Genomic DNA, 23836 nt, shown 5'->3' on the forward strand with positions numbered 1-23836 from the left:
CCCCCCTGTCATCATCGTAGCAAACAGCGCATAAAAAAAACAGACTCCTGTGTCAGAGTCTGTTTTACGCTCTCCATTCAACTTCAGCCCGATAGATCGGCTGGCCGAGTGCTGAGAATTTTTCTTCATATTCTGTCATGATGTTATCTTCCATATCGCTGTTATGCAGATCAAGACTGACATATGTCAGCAGCAGACCGTATTCCGAGAAGCTTTTCAGCGAGTACTCAAACAGGCCGCGGTTGTCTGTTTTAAAATGAATCGCTCCGCCTTTCCCCATTACTTCTTCATATTTCTTGAGAAAATGGGAATACGTCAGACGGCGTTTTTCGTGGCGGTTTTTCGGCCAAGGATCAGAAAAGTTCAAGTACACCCGTTTGACTTCACCCGGCTCAAACACGTCTGTCAGCGTGTCCGCGTCTATATTCAAAAGCTTTACATTCGGCACTTCGCTATCCTTAACTTTCTGGACAGCTGTCACAATTACGCTTTTAAATAACTCAATACCAATATAATTAATGTCAGGATTTTGTTTGGCCATGCCGGAAATAAATTGCCCTTTTCCTGTACCGACCTCGATATGGATCGGATTGCTGTTGCCAAACACTGTATTCCATTTTCCTTTATAATCAGCAGGATTGCTGATGGCAATATCTGCGTTTTCAGCCAAAAAGTCATCAGCCCAAGGCTTGTGGCGCATTCTCATATGATTGACACCTCTATCTATTATTTCGACTAACAACATACCATGAATTAAAAAGACCCGCAAGCTTGTTTTTGAAGGTGTGCCTTTTTAGAGCAGATCACATAAAAAAAGAGGTTCCCATCTGTCGGAACACTCGTGTCTCATGCATAAAACCATACTGTTTTGAACAATTTAACCCGTAAGATACTGAAGGGATGTGTACCGTTTTATGGGTTTAAATTACGAGAATCAAGTTGATCTATTGAAGGACATTTTGACTGACCATCAATTAGACTGCTGCGGAACCGTCGCAGAGTACGAACAGCTTGAACGTGTGATTAAATCGCTGATGGCAAACACCGAGCTCGATTCACACTTAAAAAACGTGCTGGAAGATGTGTACCGATACAGCCAATCAGGAATATCATCCAAATCTATCGACTCACACATACAAGAGCATCAGAGCAGCTTGTCTCAATGGGTAGAGGAAATGGATTCGTATTCCTGATTATTAAACAATTCGCTTCATCAGCATATGCAGTTCTTCCATTGCATCATGGAATTCTTTATCGTTTCCTTTGGATTTATGCCAGGCAATGAAAGTGATTGTTTCAGATAGCACATACCATGCCATTCTTAACCGAAGGCCGTCCGTTAACTCAATACCGTACATGCCCAGCCAGCTCTCCCAAGCTGGCTTTTCGACGTAGTGGTACAGCAATGGCCCCAGATCCATCGCCGGATCAGCAATCATGGCGCCGTCCCAGTCAATTAAATACAGCTGGTTGTCTTCAGACAATAACCAGTTATTATGATTGACATCACAATGGCAAACGACTTTCTCACCGAAATGCACTTCATGCAGATGATCTTCTAAATACTTAATCCCTTCTTGAATCAGCGGCGAAGATTGCTGCACAGCAAATACAGCCTGTTTAAGCTGAGACAGCAGAGTCCCTGGATTCAGCGGTTCCTTTCCAAGTCTCTTCAGCATGTCCAGCAAGGCTTTTGATGTGTGTATTTTACGAAGCAATTCAGCAACGGACCGTCCGTTCATGTCTTTCGGCTTCAGCTCTCTGCCGGTCATCCAGTGCTGGGCCGTTATGACGTCCCCATTCTCCATCCGTTTTGTCCAAACCAGCTTAGGAACAATGCCTTCGGCGGATAAAACAGCTAAAAAAGGTGAGCTATTACGTTTTAAAAAAAGCTGCTGCCCGTTATGTTTCGCATAATATGCATCTCCTGTAGCTCCTCCGGCGGGGAAGATCTCCCAATCGCTACCTAGTAATTGTCCCAACCAGTTCATATCAATGTTCAACCCATCATTTCTTAAAATATTTTAGAATAAAGGCCTATTCGTCTTCAGTCTATCCAGCGAATGCCTTTTTCGTACGAATCGTATGAAAAATAAAAAAGACAGCTATTGAGAGTCTCATATGCTAATCAATAGCCGTCTTTTAAATTTTAGCGCTATAGCACAAACTTCGTCAAGCAAAACTCGTAAGATCTCGTGCTAAATATAAGATAACCGTTCCGATGCCGTTTACAGCAACCGCTTTCTTGATTTCTCCATGATCAGCACGAAACCCGTCAGTATCACATAGAAGGCGGTAAGCCTTATCTTTCGGCAGCTGCCATGTAACAGAATCGGGGCTGGCATGATGGATCACAATGATTTCTTCCCATTCGTCGATTGCGCCGAGGTTAAACAGCCGGTATACAATAAGGTGCTCTTTGAGAGCCAGACATTCAAGGCAGCGCTGAATATCGGCTGATGACGTAAGCCGGAATGCCGGATGCGCTTTTCTGAGCGAAATCAGCCTGCGGACATAGTCAACATCCTGCTTGAATGTTTCACGCCGCGACCAGTCCAGCTGGTTGATGCTGTCACTGGATTGATAGCTGTTTTCCACCCCCTGCTTCGTCCGGAAAAATTCCTGTCCGCTGTGAATAAACGGGACTCCCTGGGCCAGCAGAATGATTGCAGACGCCAGCTTTTGCCTGCTTCTTTTTCGGCTCTCACTTTCTTGAGGAAGCGCGAGGCTCATTTTATCCCAAAAAGTGTGGTTGTCATGCGACTCGACATAATTGATGGACTGGCTCGGCGCAGACACAAGCGGGTCTGTCTCTTCCCACCCGGAAGATCCGGCGATCCCGCGCATGACTGTTTCCGTTTGTTCGCCGTTCCCAAGAGCAAAACCCGCCGCCGCGATATGAAAGGTATTCCCTTTAACAGCGTCACGAAACGAATCATTAAAAAAACCGACGCCCGGCATTTTCGATGCATTCGCCAATGTCGCTTTCTGTTCAGGCGGCAGCGGTGTTGCCAAATCCCAGCCTTCCCCAAAGAGAAGGATTCCGGGCTTTACCTCAGATGCTTTTTCTTTCATATGAAGAACCGTTTCAATATCTAAAATGCCGAGCAGATCAAAGCGGAAGCCGTCGATATCGTATTCCTTCAGCCAATACAAGACACAATCCGTAATGAATTTCCTTGCCATCCGTCTTTCTGAGGCGATGTCATTCCCGACGCCGGTGCCATTCGAAGGCATTCCGAATTGATCATGCCGGAAGAAATAACCGGGCACCGTTTTTTCAAAGGGCGAGTGCTCTCTTTGGTATACATGGTTATAAACAACATCCAGAATGACACGCAGGCCATGCTGATGCAGGGTGTGAATCATTTGTTTTACTTCTGTGTTTCTTGTTTGAGGGTCGTGAGGATTGGAGGCATAGCTTCCCTCCGGGGCAAAAAAATGAAGCGGATTATAGCCCCAATTGTAGGCGGCAAGCGGGTTTTCTTCATCAACTCCGGCATAATCGTTTAGCGGTAAAAGTTCTATATGTGTAACGCCAAGCTCTTTTAAATAAGAAAGTCCTGTAGAACTGCCATTTTTCGTTTTGGTGTCCGTTTCAGCAAGCGCCGCATATTTCCCTTTGTTCTTCATACCGCTGTTTTCATGAATGGAGAAGTCTCGGATGTGCATCTCATAAATAATGGCATCAACTGGGTCTGAAAATGGTGTAAACGAAGGAGCCGAATTTGCTTGATCAGGGCGCAGCACGACACCCTTCTCTCCGTTGACCGTCACAGCTTTTGCATACGGATCAACCGTTTCTGTCCATTCTAAATTGTTGCAAATCCGGTACACATACTCATAACCGTGCAGATCTCCAGCCACTGTAACGGCGTATACTCCATTTTCCATTCGTGTCATTTGAAGCGTGTGCCCGCTTTTCTCGGGATGTGACAGCTTGACGGCAGCTGACGTCGCAGCAGGCGCCCATACCTTAAATTCAGTATAATCCGAAGCGTAAACAGCTCCGAGCTCTCCGTCATAATAAAATGCAGCATCAAACGCAGCCGTCCTGACAACCGCCCCGATTTGGAGATCCGTTTTTCCGCCGCCAGATGCTTTGACATGATGCGTTTTTCCGAAAGCCACCGGCTGTTCAGCTACACATACATACTTGTATTTCCCTTCTATTTGCCATTCCTGACTGACTGCCAGAGGAATTTCCGCTGTATCTGTCTCAAGCTGAAAAGGCGGCGTAAAGGTATCTTTTTGATCAGCAGGAATCAGAACCGTAATGATATTCATTTCATCGGCATACGCTTCAAAGCTGCGTTGGATACAGACCATCAGAATCTCTCTCCTCCAAAAACGTTTATGTTTTGATCCGTAAGGGTGAGGGACTCGATGCCAGACGGAATGGGGTTGTACCCATGATTTCTCCGTCAGCATGGAACGGAATTTTGTCCTTCGTGTAAAACGTAATGTCTTTCGCTTTAAACATCGTCACGCCGTCCATTTTGGTGTGTTTTCCAAATGTCATCAAGCATAACAACCAATACTTTTTCAAAAACGGCAGATTCTCAACGATGACAATATCAAATGCCTGTTCGCGCGGATTCGCAAGCGGGGCCGCCTTCATGCCGCCTCCATAAAACGGATGATTGGAGACGACCGCAAACCAGACATGATGAAATTCCTGTGTCTCTCCTTCAATTGTACAGGCCAACGAAAACGGCTTAAAGGTAGCCGACGCGTACAAATGGGAAAGCGGATAGACAAGAAAGCGGAGGCGCAGAAAATGGATCGCCCGTTTTAATGGAAATTCCATCGCCTTCTTATTGACATATGCGTCAAAGCCGATTCCGATATGATTCAAAAAATAAAGAACCTGCGATTTATCCTGAAGCAAATTAATGCTTCCTAAATGAAACGTTCGCGTTAACGGACGCTTCAGCTGTCTGATTTCCTGAATCAGATCTATTTTCTTAATGGAGAATCCTCTGGAAAAATCATTGTACGCGCCAGCCGGCACAAAACTCAGTTCGATATCGTCAACATCTTTCAGCCCGTTGACGACTTCGTGCATCGTTCCGTCTCCGCCGATAACGATCAGGCGTTTCAGCTTATGTTCCTGTATTGTTGAAATCTGCCGGGCGAGAACCTCGGCGTGTCCCGGATGTTCAGTTAAAAATGAGCGGTGCTCAATCTTTCGTTTCAGTAATTCCTTTTGTATCGACTTCCAAACACGCAGGCCTTTTCGATGCCCTGCTGCCGGATTAATAATAAAAAACCATTGGCTCATCTTTCTCACCTGCTTATGTTATGAGAAAACCGCTCAAATCGTTCTGCTTTACTCCAGCCACTCTTGTCTGCGATAGGAGTCTGACAGGCAATAAGACAACAAAGCCTTTGCAGCCTTTAATTGATGATGTTTTATCGGAGCAGTGTTTTTCTTCTGCCTCTCCATCCAATCCGCCAAGCCCCGTTTGTCCACTATTTCCAGACCGTACGGCGGCTCGGGGTAATCGATGTATGACGTTCTGCTCAGGAGTAATTTCGAGACTGGAATATCAGCGCCTTTTTCCTTTACGATCTTCGACACAACAGATCCCGTCCGAAACAGACTCAACGCCGGATTTAATACCGATTCAGTCTGAGAGCCTGTTTTCTTCTCCCAAAAACGATGTTTAGATCCTATGTACACACTGTCTTCCTCTGCCTCTATAAAAGAAACGCAAAAAATGTCAAGAGGTGAAATGATCACTATGCTTAATTCTACTGCCGCCTGCTGAATTTTGAACACAGGCTTATACATAATAAAATAAGAATCAGGAAGCTGCTGGGCCAGAAAACGCAAAATGCGGTCCTGCTTCACCTGGTTTGACAGATTTGACATCTCGGAAAGAGTAGAGCTTGCCCATTTGAGCTGAAATTCATATAAATGTCTTTTATAAAAGGAAGCAAGCGCCATCCTGCTCTTCGGCAGCCTTACGTTCAGATCGTCTTCTTCCTCAAACCATTGGTGTCTCTCTTCTTGTATATCGGCTTCTATCTCTTCTTTTCTTCTTTTCAATGAAAATTTTTTTCGTTTCTGCACCGGTTTTTGCTGTTCAGCACTGGCTTGTCTTTCTTCATGCTGGCGCTCCGCTGCTTCTAATAATGAAATCCAGCGCTCTTTTTTCAGCCGTATAAACTGATTCATATAATGGTACGGATCAAGTTCATATCTCGATATATAATCATGTATTTTGATGATTTGTGCCATTTTGTTTCTCCACTCCGCATGAATTAAGTTAAATAAAATTTGTATTTTTCCTCATATTTTGGTGATTGATTTAAGTGTGTCTGAAAAAGTGAAAATCGTTCAATAGCCGTTGAAACCTCACCGCTTTTAAACGGGACCTGCGCCGGAAATCCCTTTTGGCCTGTCCATTTTCTTGCCAGCGTCATATGGGGATGATACGCTCTCTTTTCCACTTTAAAGCCTGCTTGAAGAACAGCTTGTTTTGTATGCTCCCGCAGTGTTTCGAGCGCCGTATTCTTCTTCGGCTCCAAATGTAACACGCGCGGCTGCCTGCGGTCTCCGAACACATCTATTTTGTCAAACTCAATTGTAAACGGATTGGCATCAACAGCTAACTCGGCAAGCGAGCCTTCAAGCTGCTTGATTTGCGCTTCGTCCGCCGCACCGAGAAAAATTAACGTGATATGGTAGTCAAGCGGGTGCACCCATTTTTGAAACGTGAGCGCCGGCTCGCTTTTCGCAGCCTGGTAAATCGGATTTGCAATTTCCGGCGGAATGGGCACGCCGATGAAATAATGAGGCCGGATATCTGACATCCGTCTGACACTCCCTTCTTTGACTGCTATTATTTTATCAATAAAGAGGCTGCGCGAATAGAGGAACCGCATATGAAAACACTCTCGCGCAAACGTTTATTATGTTAGGATATTATATGACACTTGTTTTATTCAGAAAGGAATGACAATGTTGAAAATCGTTGAAAACACTTCTGATCTTATAGGAGATACACCGCTTGTGAGATTGAATCGGCTTCAGCCGGAAAACGCAGCACAAGTCTATTTAAAACTTGAATTTTTCAATCCAAGCGGCAGTGTGAAAGACAGAGCCGCTTACAATATGATCATAGAAGCAGAACAAAACGGCTTACTCAAGCCTGGCTCAGTTATCATTGAGCCGACCAGCGGAAATACCGGAATCGGACTCGCCATGAATGCGGCGGCCCGCGGCTATAAAGCGATTTTAGTAATGCCGGATACAATGACGAAGGAGCGGATCAACCTCCTCAAAGCCTATGGTGCAGAGGTTGTGTTAACTCCCGGATCGGAAAGAATGCCCGGCAGCATTAAAAAAGCAAAAGAGCTCGCCGAACAAATTCCGAACAGCTTCATTCCGATGCAGTTTGATAATACCGCAAATCCTGACGCGCATCGAAAAACAACTGCTCTGGAAATTTTCCGGGCAATAAAAGAAATCGGAAAACCGCTAGGCGCTTTTGTAGCTTCTTCCGGTACTGGCGGGACCATTACAGGAACCGGTGAAGCGCTAAAAGAACTTTTCCCGGATATTTTGGTTCATGTTGTCGAGCCTGCGGGGTCTCCGGTATTATCAGGCGGAAAACCGGGTGCGCATAAGCTGGTTGGGACAAGCCCAGGCTTCATTCCTCCAGTTTTAAATCAAGATGTATATGATGAAATTATCAAAATCACTGATGAGGATGCTTATACGACAACCAGACGCCTTGCTGCGGAGGAAGGAATTCTCGTCGGGCCCTCTTCAGGCGCTGCCTGCTTCGCGGCGATTGAAGCCGCCAAACGTCTCTCTCCTGATCAAGTCGTTGTCTGTATGACAGCTGATACCGGAGAACGTTATTTATCAACTGATTTATGGTCATTTGTGTAAAAAAGGACTGGCTTCAGAAGAAGCCGGTCCTTTTATTTTGCAAGTTCGTAGATGGCCTGCGCATATAAAGCAGTCGCTCTGAGGAGATCATCAATTTCAATATATTCATCCTTTTGGTGCGCACTATCGGGACGTCCGGGGAACAGCGGTCCGAATGCGACGCCGGCTTTCAAAGATCTTGCATACGTTCCCCCGCCGATTGAAATTAAATCAGCTTTTTTGCCTAATTGGCCTTCATATACCTTTTGCAGTGTTTTGACTAGCGGATGGTCTGCTGATACGTGATGCGGCTTGCTGTCTTTAAATTCTTCAAGCTCAAATTCAGCGGCGCTTTCAAACGCATCGCGAATCATTTTGCTTTCCGCCGTTACCGGATAGCGGATATTGATTCCGAGCTCGCCTCCTTGCCCTTCTTTATAGCGCAGTGTTCCGACATTTAATGTCAGCTCTCCGCTAATGTCATCCTCACAGTCAATATTCAGCTTCTTTCCTCTCGTATCATCTGAAAATTTGTCTGTCACGACTTGAACAAAACGCTGTCCGGCTTCATCCAGCTCAAACTGGCACAAAAATTCTGCCAGTTTGATGCCGGCATTCACTCCATTGTTCGGTTCCATCGCATGGCAGGAAAGTCCGTGCATGCGCAAGATCAGCTGCCCATTCTCAATCTCAGCTTCACCTTTTTGATCTGTCGCGCGGAGCATGTCTTTAAATGAGGCAAGAACCTCTTCTATATTTGATCCTTTGATAACGGCTTCCGCAGCGTCTGGCACCATGTTTAAGCGGAGACCTGATGTAAACGAGGCAAGAACTGTTTCTGAAGCGGCTTCGTTTGCGCGGTGCGGGATGAGCAGTGAAGCATCAATAATTCCTTTTTCCGCGTTAATAATCGGGAAGTCAGCATCTGGCGCAAAACCGAGAGTCGGCATTTCTTCGTGCTTGAAATAATGCTCCACACATCTCCAATCACTTTCTTCATCTGTTCCGATAATGATTCTGACACGTTTAGAAAGCGGCAGATTCATGTCTTTGACGATTTTCAGCGCGTAGAACGCCGCCATCGTCGGACCTTTGTCGTCAATGGCGCCCCTTGCATAAATCCGTCCGTTTCGGATGTCCGCTGAAAACGGATCACTTGTCCAGCCGTCTCCGGGCGGTACAACATCAACATGGCAAAGAACGCCGACAATGTCTTCACCCTCGCCCCATTCGATATGACCGGCGAACCCGTCAAGATTTTTTACTGAAAATCCTTCTTTTTCTCCAAGCTCAAGCAAAGAGGTCAAGCTGGCATTTACCCCTTCTCCGAATGGTTTGCCGGGCCCGGCTGTTGTTTCGTCCATTACACTGTTGATTCTCAAGAATTCCTGCGTATCGCGAATCAAATCATCTTTTTTTCTGATCACTTCGACTTCCCAGTTCATAATGATCCCCTTTCTGCAATAAATCACTTGCAAAAACTAAATAAAACGAATAATATTAATGGTGTTTTGTTAAAACGTTCGTAATTGGAGGTTACTATGTTTCATCTAAAAGAGCAGCAAACATCGATTAAACAAGAAATCATAGCTGGATTGACGACCTTTTTCACAATGGTCTATATTGTAGTGGTGAATCCGGTCATTTTAGCGAATGCCGGAGTTCCTTTTGACCAGGTCTTTACCGCAACGATTATCGCCTCCATTGTCGGAACGCTGTGGATGGCCCTGGCTGCAAATTATCCGATTGCCATTGCACCCGGCATGGGCTTAAACGCTTACTTAGCCTATCACGTTGTAGGCGCAAGCGGCGGCGGCATCACGTACGCAACAGCTTTCAGCGCAGTATTCACAGCAGGGGTTCTCTTCATTATTCTATCGTTAACGCCTTTAAGAAAACAACTGATAGAAGCGATTCCAAACAATTTAAAATACGGCATCACCACAGGGATCGGGCTTTTTATTGCGTTTATCGGTTTACGGCAGGCGGGAATTATTACGGCTGATAAATCAAATTTGGTCACACTCGGCAACCTACATTCGCCAGCGGTTATCTTAACGCTGATCGGCTTATTGATCAGTGTGATCCTGATGGTGCTGAATGTAAGCGGAGCGTTATTTATCGGAATGGCAGCTACCGCTTTAATCGCGTTTTTTACCGGCCAGCTGCATTTTCCTAAAGGCTTTATGTCTTTTCCGCATTTGCCTGAGGGATTGATTATTTCAAATCCGTTCTCCGCTTTTGGCGATGTGATCCATCACGGCCTGTACGCTGTCGTCTTTTCATTTCTGCTGGTAACGATTTTTGATACGACCGGTACGATGATCGGTGTGGCCGAGCAAGCCGGATTGATGAAAAACAACAAGCTCCCGAACGCGCGTAAAGCGCTGCTTGCTGATTCAACGGCGACCACAGTCGGTGCTGTATTCGGAACAAGTCCGACAACCGCGTTTGTCGAGTCTTCAGCTGGCGTTGCAGCCGGGGGAAGAACAGGTCTTACGTCTTTAACTGTCGCGGTATTGTTTGCAGCTTCGATGTTTTTCAGTCCGCTTGTCAGCGCCTTATCCGGCATATCCGCCATCACTTCTCCGGCTTTGATTATTGTCGGCAGCCTGATGATGGGCTCGGTGTCGAATATTAACTGGAAGGAGATGGACGAGGCATTTCCGGCATTTCTCGTTGTTCTGACCATGCCTCTTACATCAAGCATTTCCACAGGAATTGCACTTGGCTTTATTTCGTATCCGATTGTGAAAGCAGCACGGGGAAAATGGAGAGACATTCATCCTCTCGTCCTCGTATTTGCCGTTCTGTTTTTCATCCAGCTATTTATTCTATAACATACAGAAAACCCAAACGGCATCCGTTTGGGTTTTTATTTCACCAAAAAAGAGATAGCAGCCGCCAAAAAGCAGCAGGCAACACAAGCATAGTGCAGCGTGTTCACACAGCTTTTTCTGGCCCGGTAATATTCATCACTTTCCTTATCAGCCCCAATTAAGATCGGCGCATCCATCACTTTGTCAAAAATAAGCGAAAGCACATAACGGCAAACACCTGTATAAACCAGCAGCGCAATCACCTTAAGAACGATCGGGGAAACGACTGTTAAAACCGTAAAAGCCGACAAAAGCATATACAGATGCCTCGCATACTCCCCATTCCTCAGCATGACTTTAAAAAACAATTCTTTATAAATTGTATACATTGTCCGTTTCTTAAATATCCTTTTAGAATTCCGGAATAATAGTGGTTTTCTCCTCATCCTGTCCTTTACTCTCGGCATTCTCACATCTTGGCTCGTCATCATTACAAGACCTGCAAGAGTGAGCCTGATTTTTTTCTCCTCAAGCACCTCTGCCTCAAAAGCCGAAAATGAAGCCGTCTTTTTCAAACTGCGTATGAAAGCAAAAATAAAAGACAAAACACCGGCAAGCGAGAGCAAGTGCCACTCAGTAAAGGTAATCATGAGAAAAGAACACGCCAAAAGCACAGCCTTGAGAAAAAAGTCTGCAATCTGTCTCCAAATAGATCTTGGTTTTCTGACCCTGTCCTGCTTCAAGGATAAAAAGAGCGTATGAAGACCGAATGCATAGATCAATAGAGCAGCGCTTTCTGGAATCGTGACGCGAACAGAATCAATGATAAAGGGAAGAAAAAGAAAAAAGAGCAACAGCCATTTGGCGAACGTGAACAATAAAGAATACACCAATGCGTATTGTTTCATCTGGCGAATGATCGCTTTCTTTTGCAGCAAAAACACCTGGTCCGCTTCCAGTAAAAAAGTATGGATGGAGCCTGTGCAAACAATCAGTATACCGACAGCGTATAACCATCTCCATTCGACTCTCTCAGACCACTCGTAAAGAAGGCCGTTTCCATTCGTCCACTCCACATACTGATAAATCACAAAAGCAAGCGCCGGCAGGACAATGTAGAGCGCAACCGTCCAATCAATGACAGCATGCAGCACCTTAAACTGATATCGGTAAAAATCCAGCCACCTTCGAAAAAAGAGAGACCGTCCGTTCATGCTTTTTCTCCTTGAATCGCCGTATAAAAACAGTCAAGCAATGACTGCCCGTCTAATCCTGTTTGCTCTTGAATATCTTTTAACGTTCCCTGAAGAAACAAAGAACCTTTATCAATCATGTAAAACCGGTCGCAGATTTTTTCCGCGGTATCAAGTACGTGTGTGCACATGAGAATGCCGGCTCCTCTATCTTTCTCAGCCTTCAGCATGTCCACAAAGCGTTTTGTCGATATCGGGTCAAGGCCGATAAACGGTTCATCAATCACATACATATCAGGCTTAGAAAGAAAGGCCTGAATCAGCATCAGCTTTTGCTGCATGCCCTTCGAAAACGTCACCGGCAGCTCATGCATGACATGATCAAGCGAAAATGTTTCAAGAAGACTTTGGGCACGGTATTCGAATTCACTCTGACCAATGCCGTGCAAAGTGCTGATCAGGTCGAGATGCTCCCACAGCGTTAATTCCTCATAAAAGGACGGGTGCTCCGGAATATAAGCAAACGAGCAATCATTCCAAGCGATAGTCCCTTTAAAGTCTTGCGAGAGGCCGAGTATCGCCTTGATGGCAGTACTTTTTCCAGCGCCGTTCGCTCCAATCAACCCGACAAGCTCCCCTTCTCTGACTTCCAATAAAACATCGGTGAGCACTTTTTTTCGGCTTGTATACCCTGCTTGCTCTATCGATGCTTCCAACAACATTCTCAATCTCACTCACCCCCCAAATCACATACGAATCAGAATAAAAAAAGTTTCTTTATCCATAATAATATTGTGGTGAAATACATAGTAATCCAACAAGGATGGCGGCCAAACTCAAATTGGAAAAAATTTATCATACTTATTCCTAGATTCACCGCTGCGAAATCGTGTATAATGAAGGCGAATTATTTAAATATTACAGATGTCTGCCTTAGTTGCTATTTCGTACGCAGTTGATAGTCGTGAGTTGTGGTTAGTCAAGTCCATCCGATCTTATGATAGGGAGTGGTTTTTTGAAACCTTCAACAAACCGTATGCTAACTCGAATCAAATCAGTTTACATGTTTATTCAAGAGAAAGGCCTTGTGACAACACAGGAACTGGTTGACGAATTCGGCATTACACCTAGAACGATTCAAAGAGACTTAAATGTGTTAGCATATAATGATCTTGTTCATAGTCCAAGCCGTGGCAAATGGGAGACAACGAGAAAGAAAGTAAAGATTACCTCATAACATTAAAAATTACATAGGGCCGCCCTGTGAGCGGCCTGATAGATACAGGGCGAGGAACGTTCTTAGCCTTGTTTTTGTGTGCTTATATATAATAAAAAATCCCGCATGTGTGATGCGGGATTTTTTCATGCTTGCGGCTCGTTCAGCCATTCAAGTTCTTCTTCTGTAAGCTCACGGTATTCTCCCGGCTCCAAAGCAGGATCCAAGGATACGCGTCCCATTGAGAGCCGCTTCAGATAAATGACTTCATTGCCGACAGCATTTGCCATCTGTTTGACTTGATGATATTTCCCTTCTGTTATCGTCAGGTATATCACGGTATGCCCTTTATCGTTTGCCTTTATTTCTGCTTGTGCCGGCTTTGTTTTGTAGCCGCCTTCAATAAATACCCCAGTCTCTAAGCTGTTGATGTCTTCTGGCGAAATTTGCGACTTTAAGTGGACCTCATACGTTTTCGGAACATGCTTTTTCGGCGATAGCAGCCGGTGAGCGAGCTGACCGTCATTTGTCAGCAGCAGAAATCCTTCTGTATCCTTATCAAGCCGGCCGGCAGGAAACGGCTCGAATCTAAGTTCATCCGGCGTCAGCAAATCGACCACTGTCTTTTGCCGGCTGTCCTCAGTCGCTGACAGCACGCCCTGCGGTTTATTCATCATGATATAAATAAACTCGCGGTAATCAATCGGCTCGCCATAAACGGTCACCTCCTGCGCATCAGGGTCCACGTGCGCCTTGACATCTTTTGCCGGCTTTCCGTCGACCATGACGGCTCCCGCTTTCACAATCGATTTGACCTCTTTTCTCGAACCATACCCGCTGTTGGCAAGCAGCTTATCTAGTCTCATGCCAATCTCTCCTTCCTATAAAAGAAAGCCCGCATCAAGCGAGCCCTCTGTTTCAACATATTCTGTTAATCAGCGGCATGTCTGCCTTTCTTTAAGAACCCCGGTAAACGGCGGCCGAATATTTTCTGTAAAAACCCTAAACGATAAGCGCAATACAGGTAGACAGCTCCGCCGACCACAGCAGCAATCAGCACGACGATCGCAGCATGCAGCTGGCCATCCTCGTAGGAGATGAAAAAGCTTAACACCCACTGGACGATTTTAACGGCTATCGCCATCACTGCTGACAAGAGCAGCATCAGAACGCCCCGTTTCACTAATATTTTATACGAATAGCCGGCATGCCGTTTGATCATGATAAATCCGTATATAAGTGAAGCAGTATACCCGAGTGCCGTAGCTAAAATAGCGCCGTCAGCCTGCATCAGCTTAATCAGCGGGACATTCAGCACAAGTTTGATCACGACACCGATCACAAGACTGGCAACCGCAAATTTTTGCTTATTGATGCCCTGCAATATGGCGGCGTTGACAGTAAACAAAGAGAACAAGATCGCAACTGGCGAATACCAAAACAGGATATCTTTCCCCAATTCAGGATGAAGGCTCTCTGATCCGTAAAAGAACGTGTACACAGGGCCTGCTAATACCGATATACCGACAACAGCCGGAATAATTAAAAACAGGATCGTCTGCATCGACTGGTTGATCTGCTGATTTAACAGCTTGTAGTTTCTGCTTGTAAACGATTCTGTGATCGTCGGAATTAAGGTCAGTCCGAATGCCGTCGCAAGAGAAACCGGGATCATCACGAGCTTCTGCACGTAAAGTGTCAGAATGGCCATCATGTCCTGACTGATAGCTTGATGCCCCGCTTCAATCATGGCTTTGTTAAACGTATTTGTATCAATATAGTTATACAAAGGGATGGCTAGTCCAACAAACACGTAGGGAGCGGCATAGCTGAAGAGCTCGAAAAACATTTTCTTGTAGCTTAAATCTGCTGTCGGCCCCGTATTAGGCATCATCGCCAGCAGATTGCCTTTTCGTTTGTTCCAATAAATATACAATACGATCAGCCCGCCGAAGGCACCGATCAGCGCTGCAAAGGTTGCATAACCGACAGCGATCACAAGGCCGCCGTTTAAGACTTTCAAAATCAAGAAGGTCGCACTCAATAAAAAGATGATGCGGACAATCTGCTCAACAACTTGAGAGACAGCCGTCGGCCCCATCATTTGGTGACCTTGGAAAAATCCGCGCACAAGACTCATAATCGGCACGACTAAAAGCGCTAAGCTGACCATGCGGATGACATATACGACATGATCAATCGTCAAACCGTTATTATCTTTGCCCCCAAGCGATATTTCCGCAAAAAACGGAGCAGATAAATATAGTATAAAAAAGGCAATCATTCCCGTTACAAGCATAACCGACATGCCCGCCTTCAGCATTTTTCTGCTTGTTTCATAATCCCCTTTGGAATTATATTTGGAAACAAATTTAGAAACGGCGGCCGGAAAGCCCATTGTGGCAATGTTCAAAAATAAAGTGTATTGATTGTATCCGTATTGAAATAACGCACCGCCTGTCGCTCCGACCATGATGCTGAAAGGAATTAAATAAACCATTCCCAGTATCCGTGAAATATATGTACCGAGCGTTAACACAAACGTGCCTCTTAACAGTTTGCTTGACATGTTTCTTCATCACCATTTTCTACGAAGATTCAACTTTTCTATTTTAACACAACTGGGCATATAGACGGTAATAAATACAAAAGCAATCTCAGGAACAATGCAAGTTTGCGGCAAAATACGTTTAAGCAGAACCTGTCTTTCGCTATAATAGTACTGCGGACAGCGTTCCGCACACGAAATGTAAAAAGAAAGTTGATGATAAAGATGAAGCAGTATGACGTAATTGTAATCGGCGGAGGCCCTTCAGGTCTGATGGCTGCCATTGCAGCCGGAGAACAGGGTGCTGATGTTTTGTTAATAGATAAAGGAAATAAGTTAGGCCGTAAACTTGCCATATCCGGAGGCGGCCGCTGCAATGTGACAAACCGCCTTCCTGTCGAAGAAATTATTAAGCACATCCCCGGCAACGGCCGTTTTTTATACAGTGCGTTTTCTGAATTTAATAACGAAGATATTATCAAGTTTTTTGAAAATCTCGGGATCAAATTGAAGGAAGAGGATCACGGCCGGATGTTTCCGGTGACAGACAAAGCGCAAAGTGTTGTCGACGCGCTCTTAAACAGGCTGAAACAGCTGCGTGTGACGATCAGAACGAACGAAAAAATCAAATCTGTTACATATGAAGATGGACATACAGCAGGCATTGTGACGAATAATGGCGAAGTGATTCATAGTCAGGCAGTCATTATCGCGGTTGGCGGAAAAAGCGTTCCCCATACCGGCAGCACGGGTGATGGCTATGAATGGGCCGAAGCCGCAGGCCACACAATAACAGAGCTGTTCCCGACAGAGGTGCCCGTCACATCTGCCGAGCCGTTTATTAAGAAAAAAACACTGCAGGGTTTATCGCTCAGAGGTGTCGCCGTCAGTGTATTAAACAAAAAAGGCAAAGCCATTATCACACATAAGATGGACATGCTGTTTACTCATTTCGGCCTCTCAGGCCCCGCCATACTCAGGTGCAGCCAGTTTATCGTGAAAGAGCTGAAAAAACAGCCGGAAGTGCCCGTCAGAATTGATTTGTTTCCGGATATCAATGAAGAAACGCTATTCCAAAAGATGCACAAGGAGCTGAAAGACGCGCCGAAAAAAGCGTTAAAAAATGTGCTGAAGCCTTGGATGCAGGAGCGCTACCTTCTTTTCCTGCTTGAAAAAAACGGCATTTCACCGAACATATCATTTTCTGAGCTGCCGAAGGAGCCTTTCAGACAATTTGTCAAAGACTGCAAGCAATTTACCGTTCTCGCAAACGGCACGCTGTCTCTAGACAAAGCGTTTGTCACAGGAGGCGGTGTATCGGTGAAGGAGATTGACCCGAAAAAGATGGCGTCTAAAAAAATGGACGGCCTGTATTTTTGCGGCGAAATCTTAGATATTCACGGTTATACAGGCGGATACAATATCACATCTGCGCTCGTCACAGGCAGACTCGCCGGACTGAATGCCGGACGCTTTTCCCGTACGTAAATCTTAGACTTTTCAAACTCTTACAGCATGCCGGGCATTTGAAAATTTCCCGCAAAAATGTTAGGGTGAGATTTGTTTTGTTTCACCTGATTGCGGGGTAATTTACAGGAAGGAATGATCTGCCATCGTACGACCATACTAAGCCTGCGAGGAAGATATAGGCGTACACAAAAAAGTCAGAGGGTGAGAATGTTTGAAGAATATATCTAGTGTATTTTGGATTGTGATTGTCATCACAGCCGCAGCCGTTTTGTGGGGCGTTATTTCTCCTGACAGCCTGCAAAACGTGTCTCAATCGGCACAATCGTTTATAACAGATTCATTTGGTTGGTATTATCTATTAGTTGTCTCTTTGTTTGTCGGGTTCTGTCTCTTTTTAATTGTCAGCCCGATTGGAAAAATTAAACTGGGGAAACCGGATGAAAAACCGGAATTCGGGTTATTATCTTGGTTTGCCATGCTGTTCAGTGCAGGCATGGGAATCGGCTTAGTATTCTATGGTGCGGCTGAACCGATCAGCCATTACGCAATTAGCTCTCCATCAGGTGAAACAGAAACCCCCCAAGCCTTCAGAGATGCGCTCCGGTACACGTTTTTCCACTGGGGACTGCACGCTTGGGCCATTTATGCCGTCGTGGCATTATGTATCGCATATTTTCAATTCCGCAAAGACGCGCCTGGATTAATCAGCAGCACACTGACTCCGATTCTCGGCGATAAAGTAAACGGCCCGATCGGTAAACTGATTGACTGTATTGCTGTTTTCGCTACAGTTGTCGGCGTTGCAACGAGTCTGGGGATCGGCGCAACTCAAATTAACGGCGGATTGAATTACCTATTCGGAATTCCGAATCATTTTATCGTTCAATTGATTTTGATTGTTATTGTAACAGTGCTCTTTTTACTATCGGCTTGGAGCGGACTCGGAAAAGGCATTAAGTATTTAAGCAACACAAATATGGTGCTAGCCGGATTGCTGATGCTGTTTATGCTGGTTGTCGGACCTACCGTTTTGATCATGAACTCACTTACAGATTCAATTGGGCAGTATATTCAAAACATTGTTCAAATGAGCTTCAGACTGGCGCCGAACGATCCAGGCAAACGTGAATGGATCAACGGCTGGACGATTTTCTATTGGGCATGGTGGATTTCCTGGTCTCCATTTGTCGGCATTTTCATCGCTCGTGTATCCCGAGGCCGGACAATCCGTGAATTTTTGATCGGCGTCCTGGTGGCACCATGTATTTTGGCTTTCCTATGGTTCTCCATTTTCGGTGTTTCCGCGATGGACCTTCAGCAAAAAGGTATCTTTAATGTGGCGAAGCAGTCTTCCGAAACGATGCTGTTCGGAACACTGGATCACTATCCGCTGACAATGATCACGTCTATCCTGGCATTGATCCTGATCGCCGTGTTCTTTATTACATCAGCTGATTCAGCGACATTTGTCCTTGGTATGCAGACGACATACGGTTCATTAAACCCGGCTAACTCAGTCAAACTCAGCTGGGGCATCATTCAGTCTGCTATGGCAGCTGCGCTCTTGTATTCCGGCGGACTTGCCGCTTTGCAAAACACAGCGATTCTGGCGGCACTGCCATTTTCAATTGTTATCCTGCTCATGATTGCTGCCCTTTATAAAGCATTGGCAAGAGAACGAAAAGAAATTAGAGCAGCAGAGAAATTCCAGAAACCAAGAAGCCCAAGAGTGAAAAAGGCTTAACCATAAAAAAGATCTTTCCGCAGTCCGCGGAAAGATCTTTTTTTATTTTCGATATAAAATGAGTGCGGAAAAACAGTAGAGCTGCTCGCCTTCAGGGTCACATGCCGCTGAAACCGTATATTTGATATCAACCAGCTGCTCTTCCGATATTCCTTTTAAAAATGAATTGATCTCCGTTTGCAAATCTTTTTCATGCTCTTCATCAAACACTGCCACCTTCAGCATTTATCCGCTCTCCTTTCTCTATCAATCTATTCCGTTTGGAATCAATATATGATAGAGAAAATGTTTACCTCGTCTCCGGATAAATAGCTCCTGGTGCAGGATGTTTCTTTGCCGGTTCATGGTCCTGCTGCTCCAGCTTCACCAGGACGGCATAAGCGATCCTCATGTGGCAGTAGCTGATGAGACTGACGCTGAAAAAAGGGACAATTCCCGGCAGATAAGCCAGCAGGAAAAAGAGCGCGACCGTCAGCGCAAGCATGACGAGGGTATATTGTAAGTACGCCACACTCAGCAAGAGGGAAAACTTAAAATACAGGCGCTTTTTCCAATCAAAGTGGACGATCAGCGGAAACACATAAAAAAGCATTGATACAAACAGAAAGCCAAATATCATAATAGCAAAGCGCAGGATATGCAATAAAAAGTGGCTTGGGTAAATAAAGGCCAAATCGATATAAATGATCAAACCGATTAACACCAGTACAGCACCGATCAGATTGGAACGGAGAAATTCAGCTTTGTATTCCCGCCAAAAAGTCGGCAGCACCGGAACGTGATCCTGACCCTGAATCCATTTTCGCATAACAGCGAATAAAGCGGCAGTCGCGGGCATGACACCGAACACTCCGAGACCGATGATCGTAAAAAGCAGCCAAAGCAAATTGGTATACGCAAACCTCATGATCCACTCGCAAAAACGCAGCACCCGTGCCATTGATCCGTCATGTTCCACGAAAGCCCCTCCTCTTCGCTTTTATACATTTTGCATATGAAAAAGCTGTTTAATATCAATTGGTTTTTTTTCAACAACGGAGCGCCATATTCCCTCACCGAGCGCGATAGAATAGGCTCCGGCTTCGGCCCCGGCCAAAATGTCATACTGGCGCAGCGGATCTTTGCCTATAAATAGATCAGCAAGCAAAAGCGGATCACCTCCGCCGTGTCCTCCCTCGTTTTTGACGACTTGAATGGTTTGCTTCGATTCAAAAAGCGGATAATACTCAATCGTCTGCTCGGGAAAAGCAAACGGAATTCTGGAAGGCTCATGGAATTCATTTGATTCAATGCGTCCTTTTGTGCCGTTTATCGTAAGGCGGTAGCCTTCGTACGGAGCGGAAAATGTGATCGAGTAGCTTAAAAGCGCACCGCCGTCATATTTGACAGCCGCCACATACGTATCCTCAATGTCGATCTCCTCGTCAAAAATGCACGCGTCAGGGCGATATGCGGTATATAAGCTTGACTGGTCTGCATCCGCCTTGAGATGATCATCCTTTACAGAAGCTTTAGAGGCACGGGGGTGCCATCTCGCATAGTAATGGCATTTCTCTTTGACCCGGCATGTGCCGCAAAAACGCCCGTCTTCTTCCGGCAGCGGATTCCACTCACTGTCCGGCCCGTAGTAATTCAACTCGCCGTAAGCAAATACCTCCGCCGGGTTTTGGCCGAGCCACCAATTCACCAGATCGAAATGATGTGTGGATTTATGGACAGAAAGGCCGCCGGAAAATTGCCTGGATCGGTTCCAGCGTTTAAAATAGCTGGCGCCGTGATAGGTATCAATATACCAATTCAAATCAACAGACGTGACCCTTCCTATTTTTCCTTCTAAAATCATTTCTTTGATTTTCCGATGATACGGGCTGTAGCGGTAATTAAACGCGACAGTAACCTTCCCTTTGCTTTTCGCTTCTGCCTCAAGCACCCGCTTTGCATCCTGCACCGTCGTCACCATCGGTTTTTCCGTTATGACATCCGTATCCCACTGAAGGCTTCTCAATATATAGGTAACATGGGTGTCATCCCTTCCCGTCACAATCACAATGTCTGGCTTCGAAACGCTCATCATATTGTCAAAATCTTCTTCTTTATACTCCGGTACTTGTGCAAGCTCCGGAAATGCCTCTTTGCAGACGGCGAATCGTTTCGGATCGGCATCCAGCAATCCCGTAATTTCATAAGTGGATGAAAACAGTTTGAGCAGCGGTTTGATAAACATGCTGAGGGCTCTGCTGCTTAATCCGCAAATGACGATGCTTTTCAATGGTCCCCACCCCTATCGGACTTCTGTTAATTGGGAAATCAGCTGCAGCGCTTCCTCTGTTTTTTCGGAGTATACAGGGATAAACGCCGCCATATTTCGATTCAGCCGAAAAGAATAGCCGTTCAGCTGTTTTTCCCCTTTCTCAATCAGAACGGCATAGACTGTTTTTTCTCCCGTTTTTTGATTTACGGCTGTATAGGGCGATGAATGTTTCAGTGACAATCCGTCTAACGGCTGAAAATTTTCCGGATCATCGTAAGCTGCAAACAAGTCTTCAGGCACGATAAAGACGTCACCCTCGCGAGCCGTAATTTCAGTCAGCAGCTTTTCCGGCAAAGCGGGAAAAATTTCTGCCCTGCCTGCCTTCTTTTCAGCGGCCTCTTTTATGTTATCCTGTACGCCTGCCTGCATATCTGAAAACAGGATGACATGAATGCCGTCCGGTCTGCTTGAGCACGAAGCCAAAAACAGCAACGAGACGATCACACATACAGCCGCACATAGAGATCTTTTCATTTTTCGTCTGACCCGAGAAGCGCTTCCAATTCTGTCATCGCCAAAATAAACGCTCCCGCCCCGTGAAGGTCGTTTGTGCTCCGTTCCCGGCTGACATAATAATCATAAAACCCTGCCGACGTTCCGACACATATATCTTTGACGAGAAACGCGCCGTCTTTTGTTGTTTCAGTTTTATGCTGAATCAGCCCTTGATACGCTTTTAACAAAGACGTTTTATAGGATCTGTCGAGATATCCTTTATTGATTCCTTTAGCGATGGCATACATATACAGGCTCGATCCCGAGCTTTCCAGCCAGTTGTCAGATCTGTCGCCCTTGTCAACGATCTGATACCATAATCCTGTTTCCTTGTCTTGGCAGCGGCAGATGCTTTCGAGCATGTCCTGCAGTGTTTTTTTCCAGACATGACGGGTTGGGTGCTTCTCAGGCAGCTCTTCAATCATGTCTGCGAGTGACATGACGTACCAGCCGATTGAACGCGCCCAAAACTCCGGAGAGCAGCCTGTCTCTTGACTGGCCCAAGGCATTTTTTTCGCTTCATCCCACGCATGATAGAAGAGCCCGGTCTTTGGATCCTTCGTATGCTTTCTCATCAGGCCTTCCTGAAGCACAACCATGTCAAACAGCTCCGGCTCGTGCTTCAAATTGGCATATTTCAGCGCAAACGGCCCGCCCATATATAAGCCGTCAAGCCACATCTGATAAGGATAGCCGTCTTTATGCCAGAACCCCTGCTCAGACGTCCGGTTCAGCGTTCCATATAGTCCTCGCAGCCTTTTTGCGGCATTTACATACCGCTCATCACTCGTATGTTCGTATAATGGAAAAAGAATAAGACCAGCTTGAATGGCGTCCAGCTCATCTCTTCTGAATAATAGATTGCCATAATCATCAATTAAGAGATCTGCATAAGCTTTCGCATACTCAAAATATCGCTTTTGTCCGGTTGCTTCCCACAGCCGCAATACACCGCATAAGAAAACACCTTGATGGTAGTGCCAGCGGTTTGCAGGCGGCAGCTCCTCCACTGTATACGTGTTCATAATCGTTTCTGCCAATGCCTCCGCATACGTAAGAGGCGACTTTACAGCGATTGATTGATCCATTGATACCATCCCTTTCTTAATAGATTCCTTCCTCGCCAAATTTCTTCGCCAAACGATTCGCAAGCATGACCAAAATCAGCCCGACCGCCGCTTTAAATACGCCGACCGCTGTACTGTAGCTGAATTGGCCCTGTTTCAGCCCTGCAGTATAAACGTACGTATCAAAAATTTCCGCGACTTCCCTGTTTGTGGCGTTTAACAGCAAATATACATGCTCAAAGCCAAGCTCCAGCGTATCCCCAATTTTTAAAATCAGCAAAACGACGATGACGCTTTTGATAGCCGGCAGCGTAATATGCCACATTTGCCGCAGCCGTCCCGCTCCGTCCATTTTCGCCGCTTCATAAAGCTGAGGATCAACCGCCGTCATTGCGGCCAGGTAGATGATCGTTGACCAGCCCGCTTCTCTCCAGATGACCTGCAGAATATACAGCGGACGGAACCACTCTTCATTCAGCAGAAAATTGATTTTTTCACCGCCAAAAAACGTAATCAGTTCATTAATCAGGCCCCCGTCTACTGTCAAAAGCACAAATGACAGCGATACAACAATGACCCAGGACATAAAGTGCGGAATATAAATCAGCGTCTGAACGAATTTTTTAAAGAGTGCAATCCGCACTTCGTTTAGAAGAAGCGCTAATAAAATCGGCACCGGAAAAAAAATGGCCAGATTCAAGGCAAAGAGCACGAGCGTATTTTTTAACAGGACAAAAAATGTAGGCTCTGTAAACAGCCTGATAAAATGCTTCAGCCCGACCCACTCGCTGCCCCAAATGCCAAGAAACGGCTGATAATCCTGAAACGCAATCACGATTCCCCACATTGGAACATATTTAAAAAGCAAAAAATAAATACATCCCGGCAAAATCATAAAGTACAAAAACTTTTGCTGCAGCAGCTTATTTAGTAAGCGCTTTCTTTTTTCTTTTTTAAACATGACTGCGTCTACAGCCGGCGCTTGCGCTTCTGCTGTTTTCATCTTTTTCAAAGCCTCCTTTCACGGGTTCTTGTTTTCACTGTAGCGCAGCGTGCAAAAGTCCGTCTACAATCATATGATCACATTC

Annotated in this window: 23 protein-coding genes; 6 read left to right on the forward strand and 17 right to left on the reverse strand. The window is 45.5% G+C overall.

The window, feature by feature from the left end; all coding sequences use genetic code 11:
• Positions 1-64: 64 nt before the first annotated feature.
• On the reverse strand, positions 65-706 hold the full coding sequence (gene trmB / locus CJU60_RS18180) for a tRNA (guanosine(46)-N7)-methyltransferase TrmB (RefSeq protein WP_038954257.1): 642 nt from the start codon (positions 704-706) through the stop codon (positions 65-67).
• Positions 707-914: 208 nt separating this feature from the next.
• Here trmB and CJU60_RS18185 point away from each other — a divergent pair, with 208 nt between their 5' ends.
• A complete protein-coding gene (locus tag CJU60_RS18185; RefSeq protein ID WP_024122528.1) occupies positions 915-1193 on the forward strand; it encodes a YtzH-like family protein in 279 nt (92 codons plus the stop codon).
• A 3-nt stretch (positions 1194-1196) separates the two neighbouring features.
• Here the strand turns inward: CJU60_RS18185 and CJU60_RS18190 are convergent, their stop codons facing one another.
• The 5 genes from CJU60_RS18190 to thpR form a co-directional block, all read right to left on the reverse strand.
• Positions 1197-1991, reverse strand: coding sequence for a phosphotransferase family protein (locus tag CJU60_RS18190; RefSeq protein WP_095714595.1), 795 nt, complete (start codon positions 1989-1991; stop codon positions 1197-1199).
• A gap of 181 nt (positions 1992-2172) precedes the next feature.
• Positions 2173-4329: a type I pullulanase gene (gene pulA / locus CJU60_RS18195; protein ID WP_095714534.1), complete on the reverse strand. Its 2157-nt coding sequence runs from the start codon at positions 4327-4329 to the stop codon at positions 2173-2175.
• A 25-nt stretch (positions 4330-4354) separates the two neighbouring features.
• The gene (locus CJU60_RS18200) at positions 4355-5284 is read right to left on the reverse strand and encodes a YegS/Rv2252/BmrU family lipid kinase (RefSeq protein WP_095714535.1); all 930 of its coding nucleotides are present in this window, start codon (positions 5282-5284) and stop codon (positions 4355-4357) included.
• A 48-nt stretch (positions 5285-5332) separates the two neighbouring features.
• A complete protein-coding gene (locus CJU60_RS18205) occupies positions 5333-6247 on the reverse strand; it encodes a hypothetical protein (protein ID WP_095714536.1) in 915 nt (304 codons plus the stop codon).
• A 23-nt stretch (positions 6248-6270) separates the two neighbouring features.
• On the reverse strand, positions 6271-6822 hold the full coding sequence (gene thpR / locus CJU60_RS18210) for an RNA 2',3'-cyclic phosphodiesterase (protein ID WP_095714537.1): 552 nt from the start codon (positions 6820-6822) through the stop codon (positions 6271-6273).
• A gap of 148 nt (positions 6823-6970) precedes the next feature.
• Between thpR and cysK the strand changes: the two genes are divergently transcribed.
• Positions 6971-7906 (forward strand): cysteine synthase A, encoded by a 936-nt coding sequence (gene cysK / locus CJU60_RS18215; RefSeq protein WP_095714538.1) that lies wholly within the window; start codon positions 6971-6973, stop codon positions 7904-7906.
• A gap of 32 nt (positions 7907-7938) precedes the next feature.
• On the opposite strand, the gene pepV is transcribed toward cysK, so the two are convergent.
• Positions 7939-9330 carry a dipeptidase PepV gene (gene pepV, locus CJU60_RS18220; RefSeq protein ID WP_095714539.1) on the reverse strand — a complete coding sequence of 464 codons (1392 nt, stop codon included), beginning with the start codon at positions 9328-9330 and terminating at the stop codon, positions 7939-7941.
• Positions 9331-9426: 96 nt separating this feature from the next.
• Between pepV and pbuO the strand changes: the two genes are divergently transcribed.
• Positions 9427-10725 (forward strand): hypoxanthine/guanine permease PbuO, encoded by a 1299-nt coding sequence (gene pbuO, locus CJU60_RS18225; RefSeq protein ID WP_095714540.1) that lies wholly within the window; start codon positions 9427-9429, stop codon positions 10723-10725.
• Between the two features lie 35 nt (positions 10726-10760).
• Here the strand turns inward: pbuO and CJU60_RS18230 are convergent, their stop codons facing one another.
• On the reverse strand, positions 10761-11918 hold the full coding sequence (locus CJU60_RS18230) for an ABC transporter permease (protein ID WP_095714541.1): 1158 nt from the start codon (positions 11916-11918) through the stop codon (positions 10761-10763).
• Complete coding sequence (locus tag CJU60_RS18235) at positions 11915-12625, reverse strand: ABC transporter ATP-binding protein (RefSeq protein ID WP_095532958.1); 711 nt, start codon at positions 12623-12625, stop codon at positions 11915-11917. Before CJU60_RS18235 ends, CJU60_RS18230 begins: the two co-directional genes overlap by 4 nt.
• Positions 12626-12912: 287 nt before the next feature.
• Between CJU60_RS18235 and CJU60_RS18240 the strand changes: the two genes are divergently transcribed.
• On the forward strand, positions 12913-13134 hold the full coding sequence (locus CJU60_RS18240; protein WP_003152337.1) for a DeoR family transcriptional regulator: 222 nt from the start codon (positions 12913-12915) through the stop codon (positions 13132-13134).
• A 125-nt stretch (positions 13135-13259) separates the two neighbouring features.
• On the opposite strand, the gene CJU60_RS18245 is transcribed toward CJU60_RS18240, so the two are convergent.
• Positions 13260-13979: a pseudouridine synthase gene (locus CJU60_RS18245; protein ID WP_024122539.1), complete on the reverse strand. Its 720-nt coding sequence runs from the start codon at positions 13977-13979 to the stop codon at positions 13260-13262.
• A 65-nt stretch (positions 13980-14044) separates the two neighbouring features.
• A complete protein-coding gene (murJ, locus tag CJU60_RS18250; RefSeq protein ID WP_024122540.1) occupies positions 14045-15682 on the reverse strand; it encodes a lipid II flippase MurJ in 1638 nt (545 codons plus the stop codon).
• Between the two features lie 204 nt (positions 15683-15886).
• On the opposite strand from murJ, the gene CJU60_RS18255 reads away from it, so the two are divergent.
• Both CJU60_RS18255 and opuD read left to right on the forward strand, forming a co-directional pair.
• Positions 15887-17149, forward strand: a complete 1263-nt coding sequence (locus tag CJU60_RS18255) for a BaiN/RdsA family NAD(P)/FAD-dependent oxidoreductase (RefSeq protein WP_095714596.1) — start codon at positions 15887-15889, stop codon at positions 17147-17149.
• Positions 17150-17342: 193 nt separating this feature from the next.
• Complete coding sequence (gene opuD / locus CJU60_RS18260) at positions 17343-18875, forward strand: glycine betaine transporter OpuD (RefSeq protein ID WP_024122541.1); 1533 nt, start codon at positions 17343-17345, stop codon at positions 18873-18875.
• A 42-nt stretch (positions 18876-18917) separates the two neighbouring features.
• Here opuD and CJU60_RS18265 read toward each other — a convergent pair whose 3' ends face one another.
• The 6 genes from CJU60_RS18265 to rmgP form a co-directional block, all read right to left on the reverse strand.
• Complete coding sequence (locus tag CJU60_RS18265; RefSeq protein ID WP_003325003.1) at positions 18918-19100, reverse strand: sporulation protein Cse60; 183 nt, start codon at positions 19098-19100, stop codon at positions 18918-18920.
• Between the two features lie 64 nt (positions 19101-19164).
• Positions 19165-19833, reverse strand: coding sequence for a YesL family protein (locus CJU60_RS18270; RefSeq protein ID WP_095714542.1), 669 nt, complete (start codon positions 19831-19833; stop codon positions 19165-19167).
• 21 nt (positions 19834-19854) lie between these two features.
• Positions 19855-21144: a Gfo/Idh/MocA family protein gene (locus CJU60_RS18275; protein ID WP_095714543.1), complete on the reverse strand. Its 1290-nt coding sequence runs from the start codon at positions 21142-21144 to the stop codon at positions 19855-19857.
• A 12-nt stretch (positions 21145-21156) separates the two neighbouring features.
• Entirely contained in the window at positions 21157-21660 is a 504-nt protein-coding gene (locus CJU60_RS18280; protein WP_095714544.1) for a lipoprotein YteS, read from the reverse strand.
• A complete protein-coding gene (locus CJU60_RS18285; protein WP_141243803.1) occupies positions 21657-22778 on the reverse strand; it encodes a glycoside hydrolase family 88/105 protein in 1122 nt (373 codons plus the stop codon). Before CJU60_RS18285 ends, CJU60_RS18280 begins: the two co-directional genes overlap by 4 nt.
• A 7-nt stretch (positions 22779-22785) precedes the next feature.
• Positions 22786-23751 carry a polygalacturonan/rhamnogalacturonan ABC transporter permease gene (rmgP, locus tag CJU60_RS18290; RefSeq protein ID WP_024122546.1) on the reverse strand — a complete coding sequence of 322 codons (966 nt, stop codon included), beginning with the start codon at positions 23749-23751 and terminating at the stop codon, positions 22786-22788.
• Between the last annotated feature and the right edge of the window lie 85 nt (positions 23752-23836).

It is taken from the genome of Bacillus sp. 7705b, from assembly GCF_002289525.1.
GTDB lineage: Bacteria > Bacillota > Bacilli > Bacillales > Bacillaceae > Bacillus > Bacillus halotolerans.